The sequence below is a fragment of the Duganella levis genome, from assembly GCF_009857605.1.
GTDB classification, from domain to species: Bacteria; Pseudomonadota; Gammaproteobacteria; order Burkholderiales; family Burkholderiaceae_D; genus Rugamonas; species Rugamonas levis.
In genome coordinates this window covers 153297-179575 of record NZ_WWCT01000005.1, presented here as the reverse complement: position 1 = coordinate 179575, position 26279 = coordinate 153297, and the positions used below count along the sequence as shown (strand labels likewise).

20 protein-coding genes are annotated in these 26279 nt (G+C 62.3%); 7 read left to right on the top strand and 13 right to left on the bottom strand.

Going from position 1 to position 26279, the window contains the following annotated elements; all coding sequences use genetic code 11:
• Positions 1-123: 123 nt before the first annotated feature.
• Positions 124-1179: an acyltransferase family protein gene (locus tag GTP69_RS08880; RefSeq protein ID WP_161054539.1), complete on the top strand. Its 1056-nt coding sequence runs from the start codon at positions 124-126 to the stop codon at positions 1177-1179.
• Here GTP69_RS08880 and GTP69_RS08875 read toward each other — a convergent pair.
• The gene (locus tag GTP69_RS08875) at positions 1145-2509 is read right to left on the bottom strand and encodes an MFS transporter (RefSeq protein ID WP_202424348.1); all 1365 of its coding nucleotides are present in this window, start codon (positions 2507-2509) and stop codon (positions 1145-1147) included. The genes GTP69_RS08880 and GTP69_RS08875 overlap by 35 nt on opposite strands.
• A 106-nt stretch (positions 2510-2615) precedes the next feature.
• On the bottom strand, positions 2616-3953 hold the full coding sequence (locus GTP69_RS08870; protein ID WP_161054538.1) for a GH1 family beta-glucosidase: 1338 nt from the start codon (positions 3951-3953) through the stop codon (positions 2616-2618).
• A gap of 222 nt (positions 3954-4175) precedes the next feature.
• Between GTP69_RS08870 and trmB the strand changes: the two genes are divergently transcribed.
• Positions 4176-4856, top strand: a complete 681-nt coding sequence (gene trmB, locus GTP69_RS08865; RefSeq protein ID WP_161044626.1) for a tRNA (guanosine(46)-N7)-methyltransferase TrmB — start codon at positions 4176-4178, stop codon at positions 4854-4856.
• Position 4857: 1 nt separating this feature from the next.
• On the opposite strand, the gene GTP69_RS08860 is transcribed toward trmB, so the two are convergent.
• Genes GTP69_RS08860 through GTP69_RS08845 form a run of 4 tightly spaced genes read right to left on the bottom strand, consistent with a single transcriptional unit; the run spans position 4858 to position 8476 of the window.
• The gene (locus GTP69_RS08860) at positions 4858-5238 is read right to left on the bottom strand and encodes a hypothetical protein (protein WP_161054537.1); all 381 of its coding nucleotides are present in this window, start codon (positions 5236-5238) and stop codon (positions 4858-4860) included.
• Positions 5235-5744: a hypothetical protein gene (locus GTP69_RS08855; protein ID WP_161054536.1), complete on the bottom strand. Its 510-nt coding sequence runs from the start codon at positions 5742-5744 to the stop codon at positions 5235-5237. Before GTP69_RS08855 ends, GTP69_RS08860 begins: the two co-directional genes overlap by 4 nt.
• A 30-nt stretch (positions 5745-5774) precedes the next feature.
• A complete protein-coding gene (locus GTP69_RS08850) occupies positions 5775-7565 on the bottom strand; it encodes an amidohydrolase (RefSeq protein WP_161054535.1) in 1791 nt (596 codons plus the stop codon).
• Positions 7566-7573: 8 nt separating this feature from the next.
• Complete coding sequence (locus tag GTP69_RS08845) at positions 7574-8476, bottom strand: DMT family transporter (protein WP_161054534.1); 903 nt, start codon at positions 8474-8476, stop codon at positions 7574-7576.
• Between the two features lie 111 nt (positions 8477-8587).
• On the opposite strand from GTP69_RS08845, the gene GTP69_RS08840 reads away from it, so the two are divergent.
• Positions 8588-9514: a helix-turn-helix domain-containing protein gene (locus GTP69_RS08840; protein ID WP_161054533.1), complete on the top strand. Its 927-nt coding sequence runs from the start codon at positions 8588-8590 to the stop codon at positions 9512-9514.
• A 3-nt stretch (positions 9515-9517) separates the two neighbouring features.
• Here GTP69_RS08840 and recQ read toward each other — a convergent pair whose 3' ends face one another.
• The 5 genes from recQ to GTP69_RS08815 all read right to left on the bottom strand — a co-directional run bounded on the left by recQ (position 9518) and on the right by GTP69_RS08815 (position 18035).
• Entirely contained in the window at positions 9518-11338 is a 1821-nt protein-coding gene (gene recQ / locus GTP69_RS08835) for a DNA helicase RecQ (RefSeq protein WP_161054532.1), read from the bottom strand.
• Positions 11339-11366: 28 nt separating this feature from the next.
• Positions 11367-12203 carry an undecaprenyl-diphosphate phosphatase gene (locus GTP69_RS08830; RefSeq protein WP_161054531.1) on the bottom strand — a complete coding sequence of 279 codons (837 nt, stop codon included), beginning with the start codon at positions 12201-12203 and terminating at the stop codon, positions 11367-11369.
• 277 nt (positions 12204-12480) lie between these two features.
• The gene (locus tag GTP69_RS08825) at positions 12481-14880 is read right to left on the bottom strand and encodes a TonB-dependent receptor (protein ID WP_161054530.1); all 2400 of its coding nucleotides are present in this window, start codon (positions 14878-14880) and stop codon (positions 12481-12483) included.
• Positions 14881-14990: 110 nt separating this feature from the next.
• On the bottom strand, positions 14991-17192 hold the full coding sequence (locus tag GTP69_RS08820) for a glycoside hydrolase family 88 protein (RefSeq protein WP_161054529.1): 2202 nt from the start codon (positions 17190-17192) through the stop codon (positions 14991-14993).
• Between the two features lie 21 nt (positions 17193-17213).
• On the bottom strand, positions 17214-18035 hold the full coding sequence (locus GTP69_RS08815) for an NAD-dependent epimerase/dehydratase family protein (protein WP_161054528.1): 822 nt from the start codon (positions 18033-18035) through the stop codon (positions 17214-17216).
• A 146-nt stretch (positions 18036-18181) separates the two neighbouring features.
• Between GTP69_RS08815 and GTP69_RS08810 the strand changes: the two genes are divergently transcribed.
• From GTP69_RS08810 to GTP69_RS08795, 4 genes are read left to right on the top strand one after another with little or no spacing between them, the layout of a single operon-like run.
• On the top strand, positions 18182-20053 hold the full coding sequence (locus GTP69_RS08810; protein WP_202424347.1) for a hypothetical protein: 1872 nt from the start codon (positions 18182-18184) through the stop codon (positions 20051-20053).
• Positions 20054-20065: 12 nt separating this feature from the next.
• Positions 20066-20446 (top strand): 5-carboxymethyl-2-hydroxymuconate Delta-isomerase, encoded by a 381-nt coding sequence (locus GTP69_RS08805; protein WP_161054527.1) that lies wholly within the window; start codon positions 20066-20068, stop codon positions 20444-20446.
• A gap of 22 nt (positions 20447-20468) precedes the next feature.
• Positions 20469-22367, top strand: coding sequence for a glycoside hydrolase family 2 protein (locus GTP69_RS08800; RefSeq protein WP_161054526.1), 1899 nt, complete (start codon positions 20469-20471; stop codon positions 22365-22367).
• A complete protein-coding gene (locus tag GTP69_RS08795; protein ID WP_161054525.1) occupies positions 22364-24580 on the top strand; it encodes a glycoside hydrolase family 3 N-terminal domain-containing protein in 2217 nt (738 codons plus the stop codon). Before GTP69_RS08800 ends, GTP69_RS08795 begins: the two co-directional genes overlap by 4 nt.
• Here GTP69_RS08795 and GTP69_RS08790 read toward each other — a convergent pair.
• Both GTP69_RS08790 and GTP69_RS08785 read right to left on the bottom strand, forming a co-directional pair.
• A complete protein-coding gene (locus tag GTP69_RS08790) occupies positions 24577-25281 on the bottom strand; it encodes a substrate-binding periplasmic protein (protein ID WP_161054524.1) in 705 nt (234 codons plus the stop codon). The genes GTP69_RS08795 and GTP69_RS08790 overlap by 4 nt on opposite strands.
• Positions 25275-26177 (bottom strand): LysR substrate-binding domain-containing protein, encoded by a 903-nt coding sequence (locus tag GTP69_RS08785; protein WP_161054523.1) that lies wholly within the window; start codon positions 26175-26177, stop codon positions 25275-25277. The genes GTP69_RS08790 and GTP69_RS08785 overlap by 7 nt, the downstream gene beginning before the upstream one ends.
• Between the last annotated feature and the right edge of the window lie 102 nt (positions 26178-26279).

Below are 26279 nucleotides of genomic sequence, written 5' to 3'. Positions count from 1 at the left end.
ATAGCAGGGCGTTTTGCGCTGCCGGGCGGCTGCGTCACATGGAACCGGGCTTTCGTCCCACGCCTTGCGCAAGGTCGCGCGGCGGCGGCAGAATCGCCTTTTCGCAAATCACAGAGGAACACAATGAAGGGCAGGATACACGGGCTGGATACCTTGCGCGCCGCAGCGATTGTGCTGGTGCTGATGTACCACTACGGCGTGGTGGCCGGCGGCCGCGATTTCGGTGAGGCGGGGCGCATCGGCTGGGCCGGCGTGGACCTGTTCTTTGTACTGAGCGGCTACCTGATCGGCAATCAGCTGCTGTCGCAGCGCATGCCGCTATCGACCTTCTTCGGCCGCCGCCTGCTGCGCACCGTGCCGAACTACTACGTGGTGCTGACTGCGTACTTCCTGCTGCCGTCAACGCTGGGCGGCAGCGCCACCGCGCCGCTATGGCGCTTCCTGACCTTCACGCAGAACATCGGCCTGCAATACGGCCAGACCTTCACCCATTCATGGTCGCTGTGCATTGAGGAGCAGTTCTACCTGATCCTGCCGCTGGCGCTCCTGCTGCTGCGCCGTCCGCGCTGGATCTGGACCGGCTTGGCGCTGGCCGTGGCGGGCGCCATCGCCTTCCGCATCAACGGCTGGTCACATGGCATGCAGCCGTTTTCGCAGGAACTGTACTACTCCACCTTCGCGCGCTTCGACGAACTGCTGCCCGGCGTGGCTATTGCCCTGCTGAAGAACCACCACGCCCCGCTGTACGAACGTATTCTGCGGCACGGCAATCTGCTGCTGATAGCGGGACTGGTGACGGCAGGCGTGCTACTGGCGCGCTTCGACGACGAATCGTTCTTCATGACGGCGTTCGGATTCACGCTGCTGGCGTTGAGTTTCAGCCTGCTGCTATTGGCGGCGCTCAGCCCTTCATCGTTGCTGGCGAAGGTACGAGTGCCCGGCGCGGAGAGCCTGGCCTTGTGGTCGTACGCGATCTACCTGGCGCACAAGCCGCTGTTCAAAGTGGTGGGGGAGGCGTTGCCGCTGGACCGTCATGCGGCGCCTGGTATTGCGGTGGTGATGCTGGCCGGCGTAGGCGGCGGATGGCTGCTGTATCAATTGATCGAGCAGCCCTTCATGCGCCTGCGCGCGGCCTGGTTCCCGCTTAGTCCTTATTATGGAACGGCGCGAACCACGTAACCAGGAACGACGGAATGGTGGCCGCCATCACCAGCCAGAAGTAGTGCACATAGCCCAGCATCTGCTGCAGGTGGCCGCTGACCACACCGGTCACCATCATGCAGAGGCCCATCAGCCCCGTGCCGAAGGCGTAGTGGGTGGTGGTGTATTTGCCCGGCGCCAGTTGCTGCATCAGGTAGATCATGAAGCCCACCGAGCCGAAGCCGTAGAAGAACTTCTCGACCGCCACGCCGGCGCTGATGATCATCAGGTTGTCCGGCTGGTAGATGCTCATCAACAGGAAGGTGACGTTGGGGATGTTGACCGCGCAGCACAGGATGAACAGGGTGTTCTGCAAGCCGCGACGGGCGACGAAGATCCCGCCCAGCAGCGAACCAACCAGCACCGCGATCAGGCCATAGGTGCCGTAGATCAGACCGAGCATCTCATTCGACAGGCCAAGCCCACCCTGCGCCACCGGATCGACCATGAAGAAGGGGCCGATTTTTTCCAGCAGGCCGATACTGAGGCGGAACACAAACGCAAAGCCCACCATCAGCCAGACGTCGCGTTTCTGGAAGAAGGTGACGAAGGAGTCCTTGAGGATGAAGGCTGCTTCGGCGGCCGAGCGTGGCGCGTTTTCGGCCTTGGCGCCATCCGGCATCACGCGCATATGCCACAGCGCGGTGAGGATGGTGATGCCGGCGACGATGAAGAAGATCACACGCCACGATTCGATCCATTCCGGGCCGAACACGCCGGCCTGGTGATGGAAGTAATGGGTGTGCAGCCAGCCGCTCAGGTACACCATGCCGCCCGAGGCGACGATGGGACCGATGTTCCAGCTCAGGCTCTGGATGCCGCAGAACAGCGACTGGGTCTTGGTATCGAGCGCGGTGACGTAGACGCCGTCCGAGGCGATATCCTGCGTGGCGCCGACCAGCGACAGTATGCCAAACAAGAACACCATGATGACCATGTAGTCCGGCAGCGACATCGCCAGCGCCACGCCGGCAAAGCCGACGCCGACGATCAGCTGCGCGCACAGCACGAAGAACTTCTTGGTGCGGTACATTTCCACGAACGGCGCAAACAACGGCTTGATGGTGTAGGCCAGGATCAGGTAGCTGGCGTATTGCGCGGCCTGGCCGTTGTCCATGCCCAGGTTCTTGAACATGATGGAGGTAACGCTGGTCAGCATCACATACGTCAGCGCCATGGCGAAATAACCGCTCGGCACCCACAGCATCGGTGTATTGCGCGCGAACATGGCGCGCAGCAGCGATGGGGGTGGTGTCGGCGCGGCGGCGGCCTGCGGTTCTTGCGGCAAGGCGGAAGGGGCGGTGCTCATGGTGTCATCCTCGTTGTCCTCATGGAGTTTAGCACTGGCTCTGTGGCCGGTTCTTAAACGGGAACCGCCGGCCCGAAGGCCGGCGGCGGTACTACTGTTGCGTTGCTCAGGCAGCGTGCTGTTTCTTTGCGCGCTGTTGGATCAGGTAATCGCGATACCACAGCGCGCTGTGTTTCGGCGTGCGCTTCTGGGTTTCGTAGTCGACGTGGACGATGCCGAAACGCTTGGCATAGCCCGAGTTCCATTCAAAGTTGTCCAGCAGGGACCACAGGAAGTAACCCTGGATGTTCACGCCTTGCAGGCGGGCGTCGTTCAGGGCCTTCAGGTGGCGCTGGACGAAATCGATGCGGGCTTCGTCCGGGATCTCGCCGTTGACGATGGTGTCTGGATTGGCCATGCCGTTTTCGGTGATGTAGATCGGCGGCAGGTCGTAGTCGGCGTTCAGCTTGAGCAGCAGTTCGGTCAGGCCGTCCGGGTAGATTTCCCAGCCCATGTCGGTCTTGCCCAGTTTGCACTCCGGCTGGCGCGGCGGCGTTTCGGTCGAGCAGAAGGCGCGGAAGTAGTAGTTCACGCCGAGGAAGTCGATCTTCTGGTGCGCGGCTTCCAGGTCGCCGTCCTGCACTTCCGGCGCGTTGTCGCCGTGGACCTTGAGTGCTAGTTCCGGATATTTACCTTTGAAGATCGGGTCCATGAACCATTCGACCGAGCGCGAATATTCGAATTCGGCGGCAGCCTTGTCGGCGTCGCTGTCGGTGGCTGGATCGGCGGTCCACTGGTTCAGCACAATGCCCAATTGGGCCGAGCTGCCGACCTTGCGCATGGCGGTCATTGCCAGGCCATGCGACAAGACCAGATGATGCGACACCTGGATCGATTGCTTCAGGTCCGCCACGCCCGGCGCGAACTGCGCGTTGCCGTAGCCCAGATTGGCCGTGCACCATGGCTCATTGTGCGTTGCAATCGTTTTCACCCGGTTGCCGAAGCGGCGCGCCACTTCCGCCGCGTATTCGGCGAAGTGATACGCGGTGTCGCGATTCAGCCAGCCGCCTTCTTCCTGCAGGCCTTGCGGCAGGTCCCAGTGGTACAGCGTGATGTGGGCGGCGATGTTTTTGCTTTCCAGTTCCTTCAGCAGGCGGTCGTAGAAACCCCAGCCGGCTTCGTTCCACGCGCCTTTGCCTTGCGGCTGCACACGCGCCCACGCCATCGAGAAGCGGTAGGCGTCCACGCCCAGGTTGGCCATGATGGCCACGTCTTCCGGGTAGCGGTTGTAGTGGTCGCAGGCGACGTCGCCGTTGGTGCCGTCGATGACTTTGCCCGGCGTGTGGCTGAAGGTATCCCAGATCGACGGGCCTTTGCCGTCGGCGGTCGCGCCGCCTTCAATCTGGAAAGCACTGGTGGCAACGCCCCAGGTAAACGAAGGTGGGAATTGCGTGAAATCGGTCATTTGTCTTTATCGTTTTAATAGGATTAACGGGTGCGGAGGGGAGGACATAGCTACGTTTGAAAACGATTTCACGCCTCAGATGATGATTAGACCTCAACTGCTTGTGAGTGTCAATCGATTTGAAAAAGCGCGCAGGCAAGCCTGATATAATGCCGCCTCAATAAATTTTTGCTGAATCCGACCATGTCTTCCGATACGCCTAAAGACGCCCCAGCGCGCGCCATGCTGTACGACCCGACCGAACACCGCATCCGCAGTTTCGTCACGCGTGCCGGCCGCCTGTCGACCGCGCAGGCGCGCTCGCTGGAAGAACTGGGTCCGCAGTTCCTGATCCCTTACGAAAAAGCGCCGCTGGATTATGAGCAGGCCTTTGGCCGCAAGGCGCCGGTGGTGCTGGAGATCGGCTTTGGCATGGGCGGCACCACGGCGCACATCGCCGGTGTGATGCCGGAGAAGGACTTCATTGGCGTGGAAGTGCACACGCCGGGCGTGGGCAGTTTGCTGAAGCTGATCGGCGAGCAGAATCTGACCAACCTGAAAGCCATCCAGCACGATGCGGTGGAAGTGTTGAACTTCATGATTCCGGATGGTTCGCTGCACGGCGTGCATATCTACTTCCCGGACCCATGGCACAAGGCGCGCCACAACAAGCGCCGTCTGATCCAGTCGCCGTTCGTCAAGCATCTGGTGCAGAAGCTGGAAGTGGGCGGCTATCTCCATCTGGCCACCGACTGGGAAGACTACGCGGTGCAGATGCTGGAAGTGCTGAGCGCTGAAGAGGGCTTGCAGAATACCGCTGAAGGCTACGCACCGCAGCCGGCGTATCGTCCGCTGACCAAGTTTGAAAACCGCGGCCTGAAGCTGGGCCATGGTGTGTGGGATCTGGTGTTTACCAAGAAGTAATTTATTTGCGCAGCGCTTTGTTCAGGCGCTGCATCACGTCATCCGGCGTCGCCTGGGTACACCACAGGCGGCGGTCGTCATAGACTATCTCCGAGAGTTTGCCGGCGCGTTCGCGGCCCGGCAGGCCGACCCAGGCCAGCATGCACGCTGGCTGCACATTCGCTTTCAACAGGATCAATTGCTGTTTGGCCGGAGTGCTGCGCAACTGGTAGGGAATGTTTGCCGCCGTTAGCGCGGCGCGCAGCTTGTCGATGCCATCGCCCTGCGGCATGCCTTGCATCGTAAAGTGATGCGGCGGACGCTCGTTGTAGTGGATCGCCAGCGGCTCGGCGGCCAGCGCCGGCGCGGCGAGCACCATCAACGCGGCCGCAAGTCTGTTCATTTCTCCAGCGGCTCCACGTCCAGCACCACGATGTACTGCAAGCGCTTGCCCTGCCACAGCGCGCCGCCGCGTACCTGCGCATCGACGGTGCTCAACTGGCCGACGGCTTCCTTCTTGCGCAGCAGTTCTCGGAACTTGATCGACGCCTTCTGCGACAGATAACCCACCATGCGGCCTTCGATAAACACTGCCACCGCTTCGTTCTCGTAGGCGTTGCGATCATCCGGCATCAGCGTCGCCACATACGGCGCCGCAGCAGCGCTGTCGCCATGCGCACCAGCCAGCGCTTGCAGCGTAGGCTGATAGCGCGACTCGTTCATCAGCTCCACCATGAAGCGGCCGCCGTCGGACCAGTGCAGCGCCGGCGCGCTGTCCGGCAGCGTGGGCTCATACGGCACGCCGGACGGCAGTGGCAATGGCTGCGGCTTGACCGGGTTGCTCTTGATGATGGCGTAGACCACTAAGCCCGTGACGAGGATGATCAACAGGGAGATTATGGATGTCATGGCGTGCTTACTTAAACAAAGGCCGCCATCTTACCGCATGAATTTGGACTGGTAGACGATTTTGCCGCCTACCACCGTCAGCAGCACCTTGATGTTGGCGATGTCCTCGGCCGGTATCGTGAAGAAGTTACGGTCGAGGACAATCATGTCGGCCAGCTTGCCCACCTCCAGCGATCCACTCTCCTTTTCCTGGCGCAGCGTATAGGCCGCGTTCAGCGTGATCGCCCGCAGTACTTCGGCGCGCGGCATGCCCGGTTGCGCGGTCAGCCGGCCGGCGTACTCCTTGCCGGCATCCGGCGCGGCAGTGCGGGTCACGCCGACCTTCAGCGCGAACCACTCGTCCAGCGGATCGACCGGCCAATCGCTGCCGTAGGCGATGCGCGCGCCGGCGTTCAGCAGTAGCGCCTGCGGCTCGACCACGGCGTAACGGCGCGGCCCCATATAGTCCTTCAAAGCGCCCAGCGTGTCCGGCGCCGGTTTCCCCCACTGGAAGGACAGCACCGGCGTCACGTCCAGTTGCGCAAAGCGCGGATAGTCGGCCGGGTCAACGATTTCATCGTGCGCCAGTGCGGGCCGTACGCGCTTGCCTTCCGGCGTGGCGCGCAGGTCTTCGATGGCGTCCAGCGATTCGCGCACGGCGCGGTCGCCGTCGACGTGGATGTGCGGATCGATGTGTGCGCGCGCCAGTTCCTTCAGCGTGGTGCGCAGCGCTTCCGGCGTGAAGTAGCTCGGCGGGCCGTTGTGCGGGCCGGGCTGCCAGTCCGGTTTCTCCGGCGTGCCTTTGTTGGTCAGGTATGGCTCGATCATGGCGCCGGTGAAGGCGGGCGCCGAGATCACGCCATCCATGAACAGCTTGGCGTGGCGTACCTGCATTGATGGCGCGACCTTGGTCGGTCCCTGGTCGAACTGCTTTTGCTGCTTGAGCAGCTCGGCCACTGCGCTTTGCGGCGTCGCGCCTTTATCCAGATCGATCAATACGGCGAAGTGCGCGCGCGCTGTCAGCTTGCCCTGCTTTTGCAGGTCGGTGAAGGCGGTCATGGTTTCGGGATCGGTGTAGGCGTCGAGGAAGGTGGTGATGCCTTGCTGGCGCATCGCCGCCAATGCGGCCTTGGACGCGGCCAGGTTTTCGGCCACCGTTAGCGGCGGCAGCAGGTTCATGGCCAGGTCTTGCGCGGCGTCTTCCAGCAGGCCGGTGGCGTTGCCCTTGGCGTCGCGCGTAATCTTGCCGCCGGCCGGGTCGGGCGTGTCGCGTGTGATCTTCGCGGTCTGGATGCCTTTGGTGTTCAGCAGCGCCGAGTGGCCGAAGGACGAGCGCACGATGATCGGGCGTTCGGTCTTCAGCGCATCGAGCGTGGCGGCGGCGGTGTCCACGCCGTCCGGCAGCATCCCTTGCTGGAACCAGTTCACCACGATCATCCAGCGCTCCGGCCCTGACTTCTTGTCGCGGTCCAGGCAGGCCTGGATGCGGGACTGGAATTGCGCCACCGTTAGCGGCTCGTAATTCAGGCTGCAATTGAGCAGGCGGCTGCCGCCCGATTGCGGATGCATATGGCCATCGATCAGGCCGGGCATCAGCATGCGGCCTTGGAGGTCGATCACTTCGGTCTTCTTGCCGGTGAGGGCTTTGGCGCCGTCGTTATCGCCGACGTAGACAATGCGGCCGCCGCGCACGGCCAGCGCCTGCTGCACGCTGTCCTTGGCATCCACCGTGTAGACGTAGCCGTTGCGGTAGACCGTGTCGGCCGGTTTGTCGGCGGCGTATGCCGTGGTGGTCAGGCTTAGTGCCAATGCCAGTGCAGCGGGAAGGCCGGTGCGGATCATGCAGTCTCCTATGTTGCTCCCATCAGTCTGGCGCGCAGGGACGGCGGCAGAAACGCCAGCAGATTCCCCGCCAGTACCAGCGCCAGCCCGCACAGGGCCAGCGGCGTCCAATGGTAGCCTTCGTAAATGGTCGAAATGGTCAGCGCTACGATGGGGAATAATACCGTGGAATAGGCCGCGCGGTCCGGACCGATGCGGCCCACCAGCATCAGATAGGCGGTGAAGCCGATCACCGATCCGGGAATCGCCAGATACAGCAGCGCGCCGAGATAGCGCGGTGATGGATCGAGCGCAAACGGCATGCCCAGCGCCAGCGCCGCCAAGCCCAGCGTGGTGGAGCCGATCAGCATGGCCCAGGTGTTGGTCAGCCACGGCGTCAGGCCCAGTCCCATCGACTGCATGCGGCTCGACAGCAGGTTCCCGCACGAGAAGCATAAGGTACCGCCCAAGGTCAGCGCCAGGCCCCACAGCGTATGGCTGTCGTGCCAGTGGCCGGCCATCTGCGGCGCGAACAGCAGCACGATGCCGCACAGGCCGAGCAGGGCGCCGACCATCACCTGCGGCTTGATCGGTTTGCCGAGGAAGATGCGGCCGTTGATGGCGTTCCACAGCGGCGCGGTGGAGAACACTACCGCTTCCAGCCCGCTGGTGATCCATTGGCTGGCGTAGTAAAAGCACAGGAAGTTCACGCAGAACAGCGCGATCCCCTGCGCGAACAGGTATGGCCACGCCTGGCGTGGCGGCCACCATGGCTTGCGGCTGATGAACAGGAACGCCATCAGCACGGCGGCGGCGATCCAGAAGCGGTAGGCGATCGACACTGGCGCCGGCACCACGCCGAGTTGAAAGGAAATGGCGATCCAGGTGGTACCCCAGATCAGGACAGTGAGTGCGTAGAGTAATGTATTCATGCCGCCAGCATGCCTTCAGCGCGCGCCGCCGACTTGTCTGAAATTGCGCATATCGCGCTGTGGCGGGCCCGGCTGCCGGCAGCGCCGCTGGTGGCGTGCTAGACTTTCTTCATGTCGCCACGTCCCGCTATCGCCAACGCTCTTGAATCGCAGTCCATGCCGGAAGGCGCGCTGTCGCGTTCCGTTTTCAAGACCATGTCGGAGACCGATGCCAAGTTGGAGCGCTTTGCCTGGCTGGGTGATGAACTGGCGGTCGCCATCTGGCGGCGCGATACGCTGGTGGCCGAAACCAGTTACGACAAGCCGGGCCACCACACGCTGTCGCTGTACCTGGAAGGCGGCCACCGCACCGAGCGTTCGGAGCTGCCGGGCATTTACGGCGCGCCCCAGCGGCTATGCACCTTGCCGGATTGGCACGAGTCCAGCTGGACGGTGCGCGGCCATATGCACTTCGTCCACCTGTACTTCCTGCCCGAGCACTTCACGCGCCGCGCAGTGGTGGAGCTGGACCGCGAACCGCGCGAACTGACGCTGAGCGACCGCACGTATTTCGAACATCAACGCATCGCCCAGCTGTGCGCAACGTTGGCAGCCATGCCATGGGAAGGTCCGGACGCGCAGCTGCGCGCCAACGAGGTGGCGCATGAAACACTGAGCCATCTGCTGCTGGCGCAATCGGTGCCGCAGCATCAGCAGCGCGTGCGTGGCGGCCTGGCGCCGGTAGTGCGCCGGCGGCTGGCGGAGTTCATCGAAGCGCATCTGTCGCAGAACATCACGCTGGGGATGCTGGCGGCATTGGCCTCGCTGTCGGAATACCACCTGGTGCGGATGTTTAAAGTATCGTTCGGCATGCCGCCATCGGCATGGATCGCCGCGCGCCGCATTGACCATGCGCGCGCGCTGCTGAAGAGCAGCGACCAGCCATTGCAGCAGATCGCCGACGCCTGCGGCTACGCAGACCTGAGCCACTTCAGCCACCGCTTCCGCGCCGCCATCGGCGCGCCGCCCAGCCGTTACCGCAACATCATTCAAGCTTGACGCTTAATCCATCTCGCTGATCAGGTTGACGATTTCGTCGCCGTAGGAGGCCAGTTTTTTCTCGCCGACGCCGGAGATGCCGCGCAGGTCGTCCAGCGCGGTCGGGCGGGCTTTGGCGATTTCGCGCAGCGTGGCGTCGTTGAAGATGATGTAGGCGGCGACGTTGTGTTCGCGCGCGGTGCCCATGCGCCACGAGCGCAGGCGGTCGAACAGCCGCTGTTCGTGTTCCGACAGGTCGCTCTCCACATAGCCCTTGGCGGCGCGGCTAGGCTTGGCCTTGACCGGTTTCTGGTACTGGCGCAGCTGCACTTTCTGGCCGCCCTTGAGCACCGGACGCGCGGCGTCGGTCAGTTTCAGTGAACTGTATTGTTCATGGTCGACCGTCAGCAGGCCGAGCGCGATTACCTGGCGCAGGATGGCGCGCCATTCCTGTTCGCTGCGGTCGGCGCCGATGCCGAATACGGACAGCGAGTCGTGGTGCCAGGTCTTGATGCGTTCCGTCTCCTGGCCGCGCAGCACATCGATCACGTGGCCGGCGGCGAAGCGCTGGTCGACGCGGTACACGGTCGACAGCACCTTCTGCACCGGCACCGTGCCGTCAAAGGACACCGGCGGAATCAGACAGGTATCGCAATTGCCGCACGGGCCGGCCTGTTCGCCGAAGTAGTCCAGCAGCCGCACGCGCCGGCAGCTCAGGGTCTCGCACAGGCCCAGCATCGCATCGAGCTTGTTGCCCAATACGCGCTTGAAGGTTTCGTCGGCTTCCGACTCGTCGATCATCCGGCGTTGCAGCACCACGTCCTGCAGGCCGTAGGCCATCCAGGCGTCGGCCGGGCCGCCGTCGCGGCCGGCGCGGCCGGTCTCCTGGTAGTAGCCTTCGATACTTTTCGGCAGATCCAGATGGCAGACGAAGCGCACGTCCGGTTTGTCGATGCCCATGCCGAAGGCGATGGTGGCGCACATGACGATGTTCTCTTCGCGCAGGAACTTGGACTGGTTGGCGGCGCGCTTGGCGTGGTCCATGCCGGCGTGGTAGGCCAAGGCGCGCACACCGTTCTCGTTGAGGAATTCGGCGGTCTCTTCGACCTTCTTGCGCGACAGGCAGTAGACAATGCCGCAATCGCCGCCATGTTCGGCGGTGATGAAGTCCAGCAGCTGCTTGCGGCCATTGCCCTTTTCCACGATCGAGTAGCGGATGTTGGGACGGTCGAAGGAGGAGACGAATTGCGCCGCGTCTTCCAGTTGCAGGCGGTGGACGATTTCGGCGCGGGTTTGCGGATCGGCGGTGGCGGTCAGCGCGATGCGCGGCACGTTGGGGAACTGCTCGTGCAGGATCGACAGCTTGATGTACTCGGGCCGGAAGTCGTGGCCCCATTGCGAGACGCAGTGCGCCTCGTCGATCGCAAACAGCGCAATGTTCGAGTTCTGGAACAGGTTCAGGCAGCGTTCCGTCATCAGCCGCTCGGGCGCCACGTAGACCAGATCGATCTCGCCGGTGCGCACCAGGCGCTCGATGCGGCTGGCCTCTTCGTAGGTTTGCGTGGAGTTCAGGAAGGCCGCGCGCACGCCGACTTCCTCCAGCGCGTCGACCTGGTCCTGCATCAGCGCGATCAGCGGCGACACCACCACGCCGACGCCGTCGCGCAGCAGCGCAGGAATCTGATAACACAGCGACTTGCCGCCGCCGGTGGGCATCAGGACCAGTGCGTCACCGCCGCCGGCCACATGGCCGACAATCTCCCCCTGCTGTCCGCGGAAGGCCGGATAGCCAAACACAGTTTGCAGTAAATGGAGCGCGCGTTCGTTGTTGTCCTGATGAATCATTTTACTGCGACTGCTTTACGGAAAAGTGTTATTCGGCCCAGACGATGGCGCCAGTATACGCGGTCACGAGCACCAGCAGGCCAAAAGCGATGCGATACCACGCAAATACCGTAAAGGTATGCGAGCTGATATAGCGGAGCAGCCAGCGCACGCACAGGAAAGCCGAGATAAACGCCGATACGGTGCCGATGGTGAACAGCGGCAGATCGGCGGCCGACAGCAGCGCGCGTTCCTTGTACAGCGAGTAGACGGTGGCGCCCATCAGCGTTGGAATTGCCAGGAAGAACGAAAATTCGGTGGCGACCTGGCGCGACAGGCCGAAGATCATGCTGCCCATGATGGTGGCGCCGGAGCGGCTGGTGCCGGGAATCAGCGCAAACGCCTGGGCGATGCCGATTTTCAGCGCGTCCAGCGGCTTGAGGTCGTCGACCGAGGTGATGCGGGCCGAGGTCGGCTTGTCCTTGGCGCGTTTTTCCACCCACAGGATGACGAAGCCGCCGATGATGAAGGCCAGCGCCACCGGCACCGGCGCGAACAGGACATCCTTGATGGCCTTGTTGAACAGCACGCCCAGCACGGCGGCCGGCAGGAAGGCGATCAGCACATTGATGACGAAGCGTTGTTGTTTCGGATCGCCCAGACCGGTCAGCACGGCGATGATGCGGGCGCGGAATTCCCAGATCACGGCCAGCATGGCGCCGGCCTGGATGACGATCTCGAACACTTTCATTTTCTCTTCCATGCCGTGGAAACCCAGCAGGTGCTCAGTCAGGATCAGGTGACCAGTAGAGGAAATCGGCAAAAATTCCGTAAAACCTTCAACCAGGCCCATGATGAGGGCTTTCAGCGCGAGTACGATGTCCATGAATTAAGTATTTACACGTGGAGGATTGAGAAAAAGGAATGGCCAGCAGGGCGCCGGGGTCGAAGCTTACCATGCCGGACACGCAATTTTGCCAATGTGACTCAAGCGTAATCCACCCTCTGTTAAGGCTGAATGAAAAAAAAGCCCCCGCAGCAAGCTGCGAGGGCGAAATTGCGACAAATGCAACGGCGTCGCGAGGGAGATGTGCCTAACCCGGGGTCAGTTCTGCCAAATGTACAAGAGCTCGTGTACATTTGGCAGAACTGACCCCGAATGTTTAGAAGGTCACGTCGAGGCGGGCGCCGAAGTAGCGTTGGAAGTCGCGCGGCGGCATCCATTCGGTGGTGTTGACGGCCACCGGCGTATTCGGCGCTTTCGGGCTCCAGGTGCCGTTGGCGATGGCGTTGTTGAGGCCGGTCGCGTAGCGCTTGTCGAACAGGTTGTTGACCAGGAAGGTGACCTTGTAGCGGTCCTGCTTGTCCTTGACGCCAAAACTCAGGTTGGTGATGCTGTAGGCGCCCTGGATGGTGCCCGGGTCCTGGTTCAGCGAGAATTGCGTGCGGCTCTGGTAGCGCGTGGAGCCGGACACAAAGCCGTTGAAGCTGTACGACGGCAGCATCAGGTCGTACTGGCCGCCGAGGTTGACCTTGACCTTGGGCGCGTTCGGCAAGGTCTTGCCGGCCAGGTTCTGCACGAAGGTGTTGTTGAACTTGGGATTCTGCGCGCAGCCCGGTCCCGGCACGCCGGCGGTGCCGGCAGCGTTGATGACGTTGTAGCACGGGCCGTTTTCAAACGACTGGATCGTGGCCTCGGTGTAGGCGAAGCTGCCGTTCAGTTGCAGTTCGCGCGTAACGCGGACGTTGCCTTCCACTTCCAGGCCTTGCGTGCGCAGGCCGCCGATGCTGTTCAGGCCGGTGCGGAAGGTGCCGTCGTCGTCAAAGAAGCTGGACGATTGCTGGAAGTGCTTAAAGTTAGTGCGGAACAGCGCCACGCTGAACATCGCGCGGTTGTCCCACAGACTTTGCTTCCAGCCCAGCTCGTAGCTCTTGGCGGTTTCCGGCGCTACCGCAGGCAGCGCGGCGGTGGCGGCGGTAAAGCCGGAGGTCAGGTCGTAGGCCTTGCCCTTGTGGCCGGTGGAGGCCATGGCGTACAGCATGGTGTCCTTGTTCAGGCGGTGTTCCAGGCCCAGCTTGTAGGTGCTGCTCTTGTCGTTGTCGGACTTGGTGTAGAACTCGGTGGTGGCGTGCACCTGCGGCGGCACCGTGTAGCGGCGGAAGTTGTAGCCGGTGTCTTCGTCGTTGTAGCGGGCGCCGACGATCAGGCTGGTGTCCGGCCGGAAGTCCCACGAACCCTGGCCGTAGACGGCCTTGCTGACGTTCCATGCATCGGCGCCGTAGGCGGTGCCGTAGGCCTGGATCAGCGGCGCCTTGGTCAGTTCGCGCGTCAGGTCGTTCTTGCCGTACCACAGGCCGGCGACGTAGCGTAGCGCGCCCTTGTCCGGCGAGGTCAGGCGGAATTCCTGCGTGGTCGAGGCGACATCGAACGTGCCGTACTGGTACAGACCGCCATGCATGCCGGTCGGCTGGCCGTTCGGCAGCAGCAGGAACGGCAGGATGTCGACGTCGGTGTTGTCGTTGTCCTGGTAGTCGTCCATATGGTATTTGCCGTAGGACGAGATCGAGCTCAGCGTGTGGCCGGCCAGCGGGCCGTTGTCGTCAAAGGCCCAGTCCAGCTTGACGCCGGCGCCGGCGTCGTGGAACTTGCCGCCGGTCGGGTAATCGTTGCGCACGTCGCGGTTGTCCGGGCTGATGGTGATACCGGACAGCACCACCGACGGCGGCAGCTGCGGCGCATTGCGGTACAGCGCGCCCGGCGACATGGAGGTGAAGGCGGTCGAGCAGCAGAATTTTTCGGTACGGTTGTAGTGCGGCGTCAGCGTCAGCGTCAGCTGGTCGAGCGGTTGCCATTCCAGCTTGCCGCTGATGTTGTCGCCCTTGCTGCCGTTGAGCTTTTTGCCGGTGGTCAGGTTGTTGAGCGTGCCGTCGAAGTTGGTCTTGCTGGCGGCTACGCGCAGGCGCAAGGTGTCGGACACGGCGCCGCCGGTGCTGACGCCAACGCGCCATTCATCGTCATTGGTGACGTAGGTGGTGGCGGTGGTTTTCCACGGGCCGCCCAGCGGCTTGGTGGTGATGTTGATGGCGCCGGCAATCGAGCTCTTGCCGAACAGCGTGCTCTGCGGGCCTTTCAGCACCTCGATGCGGCCGACGTCGGCCAGATCCTTGAAGGCGCCGGCCTGCATGCCGAGCGGCACGTCGTCGACGATGACGGCCACGTCCGCCTCCACGCCGATGCCCAGCGAGAAGGTGCCGATGCCGCGCATATTGATGCTGAAGTTGCCCGGCTGGGTGCCGTAGGACAGCGTCAGCGCCGGCGACAGCGAGGGGATGTCTTCCAGGTCGCGCACGTTGGCGCGTTGCAGCACGGCGTCGTTCAGCACGGTGATCGAGGCCGGGACGTCTTGCAGGTTCTGTGCGCGCTTGTTGGCGGTGACGATCACCGATTCCAGCTTGCCATTGTCGGGCGACTGGGCAGCTTGTTGCGCCGCCGCCCCGCCGGCCAGCAGCGCGAGGGACACAGCGGCCGTGATGAGCCGCAGTTTGGGTTGATTCGATTGCATTGTGGTATCTCCTGTATTTTTTGATTTTGGTACTGAAACTAGGTTGTGGTACCGTTTCCACTTTGGATGAAAAAAATCCGCCGGCGTCTTTTGAACGGCCGGCGGGGCGCTTACTGCGTACTGACTTTGAGCGGTGCTTTCAGCTTTTGTGCGTAGTTGCGGACATAGGCGTCCCAGGCGGCAGCGTCGGCAAAGTCGCCGCTCTTGCTCCAGCCGGCGCCGAAGTAGTAGACGAAGGGCTGGCCCGGTTGCGCCGTGCCCAGCGTGAACTGCTGCTTGTCGATCAATTCGTAGCCGCTGGCGCCGGCCGGCAGCACCACGCCGCAGCCGATGTTGCCGTCGTCGCCGTGCGGCGGCTGCCAGTAGGCGGCCCAATTGTCTGACGCGCCGTTGACGTAGTGGCCGTCGCCATCGCGCTGGACCATGCCCACGCCGACCGTCAGCGGCCCTTTGCCGCTGGCCTTGAAGCGGGTTTCCACCCGCGTCATGTTGGAGCCGGCGTCGATCGAGTAGCGCTTCACTTCGGAGACCATGCGGCCGTTGCCGGCATCCCAGTCGCCGTAGGCCAGTTCGAAGATGGAACGCAGCGGGCCATCGGCCAGCACCTTCCACGTCTTGAAGTTGGACGAGTTATGCAGCTTGCCGTCGGCGAGGATGGTGGTGCCGCCGCAGCCACGGCTCTGGCCGACGTCGTAGAAGTCCAGGCCTTCGCCGATGTCGTGATGATATTCGCCGCGCTTGTACCATTTGTCGACCACCGGCGTGCGCACCTTCTTCACCCACACGTCCACGCCACTGCTGATCAGGTGTTCTTTCGGATCGTTGATGATGGCCGGGCCGTACACGCGGTGCGCGGTGCGGTCGCTCTCCCAGGCGAAATCGTCCAGCCGTTCCGGCACGAAGCGCGCATGGGTCTTGACGTCGGCCGGTGGCACGGCGGCCAGACGGTCGGCCGGCAGCACCAGGTAGCGGCGCGTCTCGCCCGCCGCCAGGTTGACCGGGAACACGATCTGCTTGCCAATTACTTGTGAATTGACGATGGCCGAGGTGGCGGCGTCCATCACCACCGGCTTGTTGATGCCTTTGCCGAGCGTCGCTTCGGCCAGTTCGTCGCCGCGCACGCTGCTGGTCGGATTGGCCACGCTGACCTTCTGCGGCCTGGTCTTGTCCAGCACCGCCATGCGATACACCTCGCTGCCGGCCAGCAGGAAACCACCGACGCCATAGACCTCGGTCAGATTGTCATCGAAGACTTTCGGCGCCAGGCCGATCGGCTGCACGTGCGTCAGTTTGCCGTCCTGCTGCACGTTGGCGACCAGCGCGGTCCACGCCTTTTGCACCGCAGGCTTGTACGCTTTCGCATCCAGCAATCCCTGGTTGACGCCCCACGCAAACGCATACGCATACAGCGCCGAACCGCTCGACTCCTTCATCGGGTAGGTCGCCGGATCGAGCAGGCTGGCGCGCCACAGGCCATCCGGCTGTTGCAACGTCAGCAGCTTGGCCGCCATGTCCTTGTACTGCTGGACGAAGCGCGGACGCTCAGGATGATTCTCCGGCAGGTATTGCAGCATGCGCACCAGGCCACCCATCACCCAGCCGTTGCCGCGTCCCCAGTAGACCTTCTTGCCATTGGCTTCGCGCTTGTCGAAGTAGTTGGAGTCGCGGAAGTACAGGTGTTCTTCCTTGTCGTACAGGTAGTCGGAGGTCACCCACCATTCGCTGATGGCAAAGTCGATATAGCGCTGGTCGCCGGTGATGGCCCACAGACGCAGCCAGGCCGGCGGCGCCATGTACAGCGCGTCGCACCAGGACCAGCGGTCCTGGTTGCCCTTGACGGTGAACTCCAGCGTGCCGTTGCGGCGGTTGGCGAGGATGTCGTCAAAGCTGGCGCGCATCGGCGCGATCATTTTCGGATCATGCGTTTGCAGATACAGCTCGGCGTAGGTCTGGCCGACGATGTGGTCATCCGCGTGGTAGTGATTGGGACCGAGATTCCAGTTGTTCTTCTCGCCCATGGCGATCATCGCATCGCGGTACTTGCTGCTGCCGGAGATATTCGCCAGCGCCATGATGCCGTTGTAGCCGACCGCCTGCGTCCAGTCGTCCGGACGGTGCTTGCTGGGATTGGCCAGCTGCCAGTCGGCCACGCGCTCCATGGTGGACAGCACGGCTTTCGGATTGATGGCGGCCGATGGCGCTGCCGCCTGCGCTGCGGGCATATCGGCGGGCATGGCGGCGATGGCGGGAACGGTATAGCACATGGCCGCAACAGCGGCCAATACAGCTATGCGAAGATGCGATGATGTCATGTGTCTCCTCTGTGTTTTATTTTATTTGTACATCGGTCCTGCTACGACGAACGGGCCGCCCTGGTAGATGGTCGGCGCATCGCCCGCTTCTGGATAGTCGGCGCTATCCGGGAAATTGCCGGCATAGTCCTTGGCGCTGTGCTGCGGCGCATAGCCCAGGTGCGAGGCGTGCTTGTTGTCCCACCACTTGACCGGATTGTCCGAGGTGCCGAAGGTGATGGTGTGACCGACGCGCGGCGTGAACAGCGAGCAGCGGATCAGCTCCACCAGATCGTCGTAGGCCAGGTAGGTCACCATCATGCGCGGATTCTTCGGTTCCGGGAACGAGGAGCCGATGCGCAGGCACACGGTCTCGGTGCCGAAGCGGTCGTAGTAGTAGCGCGACAGCGCTTCGCCGAAAGCCTTGGAAACGCCGTAGAAACCATCGGGACGCAACGGCATGCTGGCGTCCACCAGATCGGTGGTCTTGTAGAAGCCCACCACGTGGCTGGAGCTGGCGTAGATCACGCGCTTGACGCCGCACTTGTGAATCGCCTCGTACAGGTGGTGCAGGCCGAGGATGTTGGCGTTCATGATCGGCTCAAACTTGTCTTCAACCGAAATGCCGCCGAAGTGCAGCACGGCGTCCACGCCTTCCATCATGGCCATGACCTTGTCGCGGTCGGCCAGGTCGCCGATAACGATTTCCTCGCCGTCGCGCGCGGGGCCGAGATCCTTGACGTCGTTCAGGCGGACGACATCCGCCCATGCTTTGGCGCGTTCGCGCAGCACGGTTCCCAGGCCGCCGCCGGCGCCGGTCAGGAGGATGCGTTTAAAGGGTTTCTGAGTGGTGGTATTGGTCATTTTTAGGTGTGTTTGGTTAAACGTTTAATCGCAAGTATAACCATTTTGCTCTCTGGGTCAATGGAATAGTTGGTGACGTGGCTTTACCTGCACAGAAAAATCACATACCATCCGTAAAACGTTTTCCATAATAATTGAGACACCACATGACATCCTTGAATTCCACCGCGCTGGCGGTGCTGCTGGCCTTCGCTCCCGCATCTGCTGTTATCGCTCAAGTTACCCCCGCAAACTACGTGCCGCCGCTGGCCACCACGCCGATGAACCGCATCGTGCAGGACAACGCGTACACCCAGCTGGACTTCTTCTTCAAAAAGCTGGCGACCGAGAAGGAGGGCATCGTCATGGACGGCACCTCGCCGTTCAAGAGCGGCGACAAATTCCTGCCGGGGAAAGTGGCGGCGGGTCTGGGCCATGTGCTGCTCAATACGCCCAAGGATGATCCGTCGCTGGAACAGAAGCTGAAGGACTACCGCGAGATCGCCGATATGACGGTCGGTATGGATAACCATACGTGGGGCATCTACTACTACATCGGCACGCTGGTGAAGCTGAAGCAGGCCGGTTTGCTGGAGCGCGCCGTCAGCCCGGCCACGCTGGAGAAGCTGCGCAAGCAGCTGGACTGGCGCACCTTCGTCACGCCGCAGTGGGATCTGATTTCGCTGCCGACCAACTATTACGGCGTCGCCTTCAGCATCGCGCGCCTGCGCATGTTGATGGGCTGGGAGGACGATAGCGCCGGCAAGGTGCTGCTGGAGAAAATGCTCACGCATTACAAGAAGTACTCCGGCCAGTACGGCTTCTCCGACGAGACGGATGGCGAAGGACGCTTCGACCGTTACAGCATCCTGCTGATCGCCGAGATCTGCGAACGCTTCCTGGAAACCGGCCTGCAACCGACCGACGAGCTGAAAGGCCTGCTGCGCAAGGCGGCCGACATCGCGCTGAACGTGTCCAATACCGCCGGCGATGGCTTCAGCTTTGGCCGCAGCCTTGGGCCTTATGGAGAAACGGCGCTGGTGGAGATCCTGTCCGTGTCGGCATACCTGAACGTGCTGACGCCGGAAGAGAAGCAGTATGCCTATGCCTTCTCGTCGCGCGTGGCGGCGCGCTATATGGACTTCTGGTATGACCCGTCCATGCATTCGCTGGATATGTGGGGCAAGGGCCGCCGCACCGATACCTATCGTGGCAAGCACCGCATCCTCGGCGAGAACTTCTCGCTGCTGCATCAGCTGCTGTCCACCAACGAGATGTGGAACGAGGCTGGCTTCAAGGACGTGCAGCCGAAGGCCGATTTGCAGGCGTGGCTGGAAAAGAGCCGTCCGCAGTTCAGCGTGACCACCTTTGCGCACGGCGACTACGACCGCGCGCTGGCGATTTTCCGCGATGGCAAACACGTGGTCAGCCTGAACATGATCAACGGCGGCATCAGCCAGCATGACAACAGCCCTTACTACCCGCTGCCGTTCGCGCAGGGCATCGTCTCTGGCGTGTCCGACAGCGGCAGCGCGCATCCGCAGCTGCTGCCGAAGTTCACCATGGCTGACGGCTCGCAACTGATCGGCGCCGCCTGGATCAAGGACATCAAGACCGTCAAGGATGGCCAGCGCTATACCATCACCTATCGTCAGGATGAACTGGACAAATTGGGCAAGCGTTCGCCGGTCAAGGATGGCCGTATCAAGCTGCAAACCACCTACAAGCTGGAACACGGCCTGATGACCCGCACCGATGTCTACACACCGGTCGGCGCGCAGGAAGTGGAGAAGGTGTCACTGGAATTCGCCTCTTTCTCGGATCAGGCTACCATTAAGGGTAATACCGTCACCTTCGCGCAGGGCGATGTGACGGAATACAGTGTCAGCGGCTTGCAGCAATGCCAGTCCGCACCGACCAATGGCAGCAAGGACTTCATGGCGCCTTATGGTGCGATGAAGACGCTGGTCACGTGCAGCACCGGCAAGCTGACGCTGAAAGAGCCGCTGACGATCAAGTGGAGCATCAAGTATCAATAAAAGGGGAATCGTATGCCGCATCTGACAATCGAATACACCGCCAACCTGGATGCGCATACGGACATCGGCGAATTGTGCAAGACGCTGTCGCACACGCTGGTCACGTTGCAGGATGCGACCGGCACGCTGGTGTTCCCGCTGTACGGCACGCGCGTGCTGGCCTATCCGGCCGCGCAGTTCGCGGTGGCGGATGGAGAGCAGGGCCGGGCTTTCGTCTACATGAATATGCGCATCACGCCGGGCCGCAGTCCGGAACTGGTGAAAACGATAGGCGATGCGCTGCTGACGGCGGCGCGCGCGCATCTGGCGCCGATGCTGGACAAGCTGCCGCTGCGACTCACGCTGCACATCGACGCCACGCCGCCCGGCTACGAAGGCAAGTTCACCAACTAAAAAAATACTTCAGGAGACATGAATGCATAAAGTGTGGAAGCTGCTGTTATCAAGCTGCCTTGCCGTCACGCTGACGGCGGGCGCGCAGGACGATCAGGCGCCGGGACAGGCGCAGGCCAACAAGGGCAACGGCGCGCGCGCCGAACTGGCCAAGCAGCCGCCCACGCTGCAAAACATCTACGGCCGCCAGCATGTGCTGCTGGATGGCCGCTGGAGCTACATCATCGATCCGTACGAGACGGGATACTACAACTATCGCCGTCAGCCGTTCGACCAGTCGCCGAGCGGCGCCGGTGGCTTCTACGACGACCGCAAGCCGAAGGACAAGGATGATGCGGTTGAATACAACTTCGACAGCTCGCCGACGCTGGCGGTGCCGGGCGACTGGAATTCGCAGAACGCCAAGCTGGAATTCTATGAAGGCACGCTGTGGATGCGGCAGAAGTTCGTCGCCGCGCCGAAGGACGGCAAGCGCTACTTCCTCTACTTTGGCGCCGTCAATTACGAAGCCCACGTCTACCTGAATGGCAAAAAGATCGGTAGCCACAAGGGCGGCTTCACGCCGTTCCAGTTCGAGGTGACGGGGCGTTTGCTGAAGGGCGAGAACAACGTCATCGTCAAGGCCGACAACACCCGCCATCAGGACGATATCCCGACCGTGAATACCGACTGGTGGAACTACGGCGGCATCACACGTGACGTGATTCTTGCCGAAACGCCGGACACCTATATCGAGGACTATCAGATCCAGCTGGCCAAGGGAGATATGGGCCGCATCGAAGGCCATGTGCAGCTGGCTGGTGTACAGCGCGCACAGGACGTCACCATCTCCATCGCGGAACTGGGTCTCAAGACCGTGGTGCGCACCGACGCCAACGGCCGCGCCGCCGTCAGCATCGCGCTGCCGAAGAGCAAGGTGCGCTACTGGTCGCCGGAAGATCCCAAGCTGTATAACGTGACTATCGCCGGCGCCACCGATACGCTGAACGACCGCATCGGACTGCGCACCATCGAAACGCGCGGCCACGATATTCTGCTGAACGGGAAATCCATCTTCCTGCGCGGGATTTCGCTGCATGACGAAAATCCGCTGATCCCCGGCCGCCTGCGCGGTGAAGGCGATATGCGCATGATGCTGCAATGGGCGAAGGACATGAACTGCAACTACGTCCGCCTGGCGCACTATCCGCACAGCGAAGAGATGATCAAGCTGGCCGACGAAATGGGCATCCTGGTGTGGGCCGAGGTGCCGGTGTACTGGACCATCTCGTGGGAGAAGCCGGAAGTCTACGCCAACGCGCAGCAGCAGCTGACTGATCTCGTTGTGCGCGACAAGAACCGCGCCAGCGTCATCATCTGGTCAATCGGTAACGAGACGCCTGTCAGTCCGGTGCGCACGCAATTCATGGGCAAGCTGGCCGATACCGTGCGGTCGCTGGACCATACCCGTTTGGTTGGCGCTGCGCTGGAAGTGCATCGCAGCGGCGACGTGGTGACGGTGGAAGATCCGCTGGCCGAGAAGATCGACCTGGCCAGCTTTAACCAATACGCCGGCTGGTACTGGTCCAACAACAAGGAGATGCTGAAGTTCTCCTTCAAGGTCAATTACAACAAGCCGGTGATCGTGACCGAGTTCGGCGCCGATGCGCTGGGCGGCTACCACGCCGACAGCGACACCAAGTGGAGCGAAGAGTATCAGGACCAGTTGTACAAGAATACCTTCAAACTGCTGGATGCGATTCCCGGCCTGCGCGGCATGACGCCGTGGGTGCTGGCGGACTTCCGCTCGCCACGTCGTCCACATCCTTACTATCAGGACTACTGGAACCGCAAGGGTTTGATCTCCGAGACCGGCAAGAAGAAGCAAGCCTTCTACACGCTGAAGTCCTACTACGACCAGAAGCAGCAACAATACAAATGAAAATACAATACATTGCTGCCGCCATCAGCGCGGCCCTGGCTTTTTCCGTCCACGCGCAAGACGCGCAAATCGACCGCAAGGTCGCGGACCTGATGAAACAGATGACGGTGGCCGAGAAGGTCGGCCAGCTGCATCAACTGTCCGGCCGCCAGTTCACCGGCCCAACCAGCAGCGAGTATGCCGCCAAGCTGGCCGATATCCGCGCCGGCAAGGTCGGCTCGATGCTGAACGTGATCGGCGTGGCCGACACGCGCGAGATCCAGGCGCTGGCGCTGCAATCGCGCCTGAAGATCCCGCTGCTGTTCAGCCTTGACGTTATCCACGGCTACAAGACCGTGTTCCCCGTTCCGCTGGGCGAAGCCGCGTCGTGGGATCTGGATGCGATCGAGCTGTCCGCCCACATCGCGGCCAGGGAAGCCGCTGCCGCCGGCATCCACTGGACCTTTGCGCCGATGGTGGACGTGGCCCGCGACCCGCGCTGGGGACGCGTGATGGAAGGCGCCGGCGAAGACACCTATCTCGGTTCGCAGATCGCCACCGCGCGCGTGCACGGCTTCCAGGGCAAGAAGCTCGGCGCCACCGATTCCGTGATGGCGACCGCTAAGCACTTCGCCGCCTACGGTGCGGCGATTGCGGGCCGCGACTACAACGCGGTCGATATGAGTCCGCAGCAGCTGTACGAAGTCTATCTGCCGCCATTCAAGGCTGCCGCCGATGCCGGCGCGGCCACCTTCATGAACTCCTTCAATACGCTGAACGGCGTGCCGGCCACCGGCAACAGCATGCTTCAGCGCGATATCCTGAAGGGCGCGTGGAAGTACAAAGGCTTCGTGGTCAGCGACTGGGGTTCGGTGCGCGAGATGGTGCCGCATGGTTATGCGGCCGATTTGTCCGACGCCGCCGTCAAGGCCATCAACGCCGGCAGCGATATGGACATGGAAGGCTACGCCTACAGCCAGCATCTGGAAGCCGCCGTCAAAGCCGGCAAGGTGAAGATGGCGACGCTGGACGATGCGGTGCGCCGCGTGCTGGTCAAGAAATTTGAACTGGGTCTGTTCGACGATCCATACCGCTACTCCGACGCCGCGCGCGAGAAGGCGGTGCTGGGCGACGCTTCGCACCGCGCCGCCGCGCTGGATGTGGCGCAGAAGTCCATCGTGTTGCTGAAGAACGACGGCAAGCTGCTGCCGCTGTCGCGCGACGCCAAACGCATTGCGGTGATTGGTCCGCTGGCCGATGCGCAGCGCGATCTGGAAGGCGGCTGGGTGGTGCAGGGCGAACGCGCCAAGGTAGTCAGCATCCTGGAAGGCATGCGCGGCCACGCCGGCAAGGCGGAGATCAGCTACGCGCAAGCTTGCGCGCCTGGCTGCGCGTCGGCCGAGGGCTTTGCCGCCGCTGTCGCCACTGCGTCGCAATCGGACGTCATCGTGCTGGCGGTTGGCGAAACCTGGGATATGAGCGGCGAAGCCAAGTCGCGTACCGACATCTCGCTGCCCGGCCAGCAGGAAGCGCTGTTCAACGCGCTGAAAGCCACCGGAAAGCCGGTGGTGGTGGTGATGCTGGCGGGCCGTCCGCTGGTGTTCAACACCATCGCCGACAAGGCCGACGCCATCGTCTACGCCTGGTTCCCCGGCAGCGAAGGCGGCAACGCGGTGGCCAATGTGCTGTTCGGCGACTACAACCCGTCCGCCAAGCTGCCGATCACCTTCCCGCGCAGCGTGGGGCAGATTCCGCTGTCGTATGCGCAGTACAGCACGGGGCGTCCGGTCACCGATGAAAAGAATGTGGTCTACAAATCGGCCTATATCGATTCCGTCAACACGCCGCGCTATGCGTTTGGCCATGGCCTGAGTTACACCGACTTCAAATACTCCGGCATCACGCTGAGCAGCCCGGCCATGGGCGGCAAGGATAAGGTGACGCTGTCGTTCGATCTGGCCAACAGCGGCAAGGTGGAAGGCACGGAGATTGTGCAGCTTTACCTGCGCGATATGGTGTCGTCGGTGGTGCGTCCACTGAAGGAGTTGAAGGGCTTCCAGAAAGTGCACCTGAAGCCGGGTGAGACGCGCCGGATTAGCTTCACCATCGACCGCGATACGCTGTCCTTCTTCAACAACCAACTGGCGTGGGGCGCGGAAGCGGGCGACTTCAAGCTGATGGTGGGCAGCGCCTCGGACGACATCCGCCTCGAAAGCACGCTGACCCTGCGCTAGCGCAGCTTCAGGATGCCGGCCATTTCGCCGCTCTTCTCCATGGCATTGATCACCGCATTGACTTCGTCGACGGTGATCTGGCTCTTGCGGGAGACGGCGCATTTGGCTTTCACTTCGTAGATCACCAGTACATGATAGCCGGGCGGCAGGCCGCCCTCGGCGAGCTGCCGATTGACGGCGCTGCGTTGCGTGACCAGGTAGTCGATGCGGCCGGCGCGCCATTTTCGGATCGACATCACGCTGGTTGGCGCATCGTCGCGGATATAGTCGTTACCGATGATTTTTTCCAGCTCGGGATATTGGTAGCCGAGTACCGTGCCGAGACGCAGGCCGCGCAGGTCCGATACCGTCGCCGGCGGTTTGACGTGCGGCGACGACACCACCACCTCGCTGGTGGGAATAAAGGCGCGGGTCCAGTCGACCGCGCCGGGCAGCCATTCGGGCAGATAGCTGCACAGAATATCGCCTTCGCCGTTTTCCAGCGCCACCATCAGACGCCTGCGCGGCAGCGCGATGTATTTCACCTGGCGTCCCAATTGATGCGCCAATGCGGCGCCCAGCTTGTCCTGGAACAGGGTGGTCTGCTGCTGCTCCGGCGTCATCATGCCGTCGACTTTTTGCAGATAGCGCAGCGGTGGTTTTTCGGCGGCGTGCAGCGGCGCTGCCGCCAGCAGCGTGATCAACATCAGTCGCTTTAACATTGATAGAACCCTTTCTGCATCACGGCTACTTCTTCGCGCAGCCAGTCGCAAAAGTGCGTGATCTTGCCCATGCCGTCCTTGCCGCGGCCGACGATGATGCGGTAACCGCGCTTGTACTCGGCATGCGAGCAGCGTACCATTTTCAGTGAACCATTACATAGATCTTCGTTGGCGATCGCGTGCGACACCAGCGCCACGCCTTGCCCGGCCAGCGCCGACTGTACCATCACCGCGAAATTGGTGTAGCTGCGCGAGAAGTTGTAATTTTCGTTAAGCGCGTTGTTATGCCGCAGCAGCTTGATCCAGGTGTCGGTGGTCTGTTCGTGCAGCAGGGGGTAGCGGTTCAGCGTCTCCAGCGTGATCTCGGTTTCGCCGGGCGCCAGTAGCGACGGGCTATAGACCGCCACCAGCTCGTCCTGGAACAGCAGGTCGGGATCGCCGGGGATGGCGTCGTAGGTGCGCACCGCGATGTCGGTGCCGCCGTCGTTCATATCGGCCAGCAGGTCGCTGGAATCGATGCGGATGTCGAGCTCCGGATGGCGCATGGTGAAGCGCGGGATGCGCGGCACCAGCCATTTGATCGCCAGCGAATGGGTGGTCGAGATGCGCAGGACTTTTTCCTCGTCGCCGCCCTGTAGCGCGGCCACCTTGGTATTCAACTCGCCCAGCATGCGGCGCACCGTGGCGGCCAGCTCCTGGCCTTTTTCGGTCAGCGCGATGTGGCGCGGATAGCGCGCGAACAGCTCAAACCCCAGCGTTTCCTCCAATTGCTTGACTTGCAGGCTGATGGCGGCCGGCGTCTTGTGCAGCTCCTGCGCGGCCAGCTTGAAGCTGCCCCAGCGCGCGGCGCAATCAAAATCAAGCAACCCGGACAGGGAGCGCAGTGGTTTGGCCATGAATAAGTTTTTCTTATGTGAGTGGCGAGAATAACTCGTTTGATAACGATTTAATGCCAGCGCAGAATATAACGCATACGCAGACAAAATTCCATGAACAAG

Coding starts and splice junctions, on each gene's coding strand:
- GTP69_RS08815 (WP_161054528.1), bottom strand. CDS start 18,035: ATGACCAATACCACCACTCAGAAACCCTTTAAACGCATCCTCCTGACC.
- GTP69_RS08805 (WP_161054527.1), top strand. CDS start 20,066: ATGCCGCATCTGACAATCGAATACACCGCCAACCTGGATGCGCATACG.
- GTP69_RS08785 (WP_161054523.1), bottom strand. CDS start 26,177: ATGGCCAAACCACTGCGCTCCCTGTCCGGGTTGCTTGATTTTGATTGC.
- recQ (WP_161054532.1), bottom strand. CDS start 11,338: ATGATTCATCAGGACAACAACGAACGCGCGCTCCATTTACTGCAAACT.
- GTP69_RS08800 (WP_161054526.1), top strand. CDS start 20,469: ATGCATAAAGTGTGGAAGCTGCTGTTATCAAGCTGCCTTGCCGTCACG.
- GTP69_RS08850 (WP_161054535.1), bottom strand. CDS start 7,565: ATGATCCGCACCGGCCTTCCCGCTGCACTGGCATTGGCACTAAGCCTG.
- trmB (WP_161044626.1), top strand. CDS start 4,176: ATGCTGTACGACCCGACCGAACACCGCATCCGCAGTTTCGTCACGCGT.
- GTP69_RS08875 (WP_202424348.1), bottom strand. CDS start 2,509: ATGAGCACCGCCCCTTCCGCCTTGCCGCAAGAACCGCAGGCCGCCGCC.
- GTP69_RS08810 (WP_202424347.1), top strand. CDS start 18,182: ATGACATCCTTGAATTCCACCGCGCTGGCGGTGCTGCTGGCCTTCGCT.
- GTP69_RS08855 (WP_161054536.1), bottom strand. CDS start 5,744: ATGACATCCATAATCTCCCTGTTGATCATCCTCGTCACGGGCTTAGTG.
- GTP69_RS08845 (WP_161054534.1), bottom strand. CDS start 8,476: ATGAATACATTACTCTACGCACTCACTGTCCTGATCTGGGGTACCACC.
- GTP69_RS08795 (WP_161054525.1), top strand. CDS start 22,364: ATGAAAATACAATACATTGCTGCCGCCATCAGCGCGGCCCTGGCTTTT.
- GTP69_RS08860 (WP_161054537.1), bottom strand. CDS start 5,238: ATGAACAGACTTGCGGCCGCGTTGATGGTGCTCGCCGCGCCGGCGCTG.
- GTP69_RS08790 (WP_161054524.1), bottom strand. CDS start 25,281: ATGTTAAAGCGACTGATGTTGATCACGCTGCTGGCGGCAGCGCCGCTG.
- GTP69_RS08870 (WP_161054538.1), bottom strand. CDS start 3,953: ATGACCGATTTCACGCAATTCCCACCTTCGTTTACCTGGGGCGTTGCC.
- GTP69_RS08880 (WP_161054539.1), top strand. CDS start 124: ATGAAGGGCAGGATACACGGGCTGGATACCTTGCGCGCCGCAGCGATT.
- GTP69_RS08830 (WP_161054531.1), bottom strand. CDS start 12,203: ATGGACATCGTACTCGCGCTGAAAGCCCTCATCATGGGCCTGGTTGAA.
- GTP69_RS08840 (WP_161054533.1), top strand. CDS start 8,588: ATGTCGCCACGTCCCGCTATCGCCAACGCTCTTGAATCGCAGTCCATG.
- GTP69_RS08820 (WP_161054529.1), bottom strand. CDS start 17,192: ATGACATCATCGCATCTTCGCATAGCTGTATTGGCCGCTGTTGCGGCC.
- GTP69_RS08825 (WP_161054530.1), bottom strand. CDS start 14,880: ATGCAATCGAATCAACCCAAACTGCGGCTCATCACGGCCGCTGTGTCC.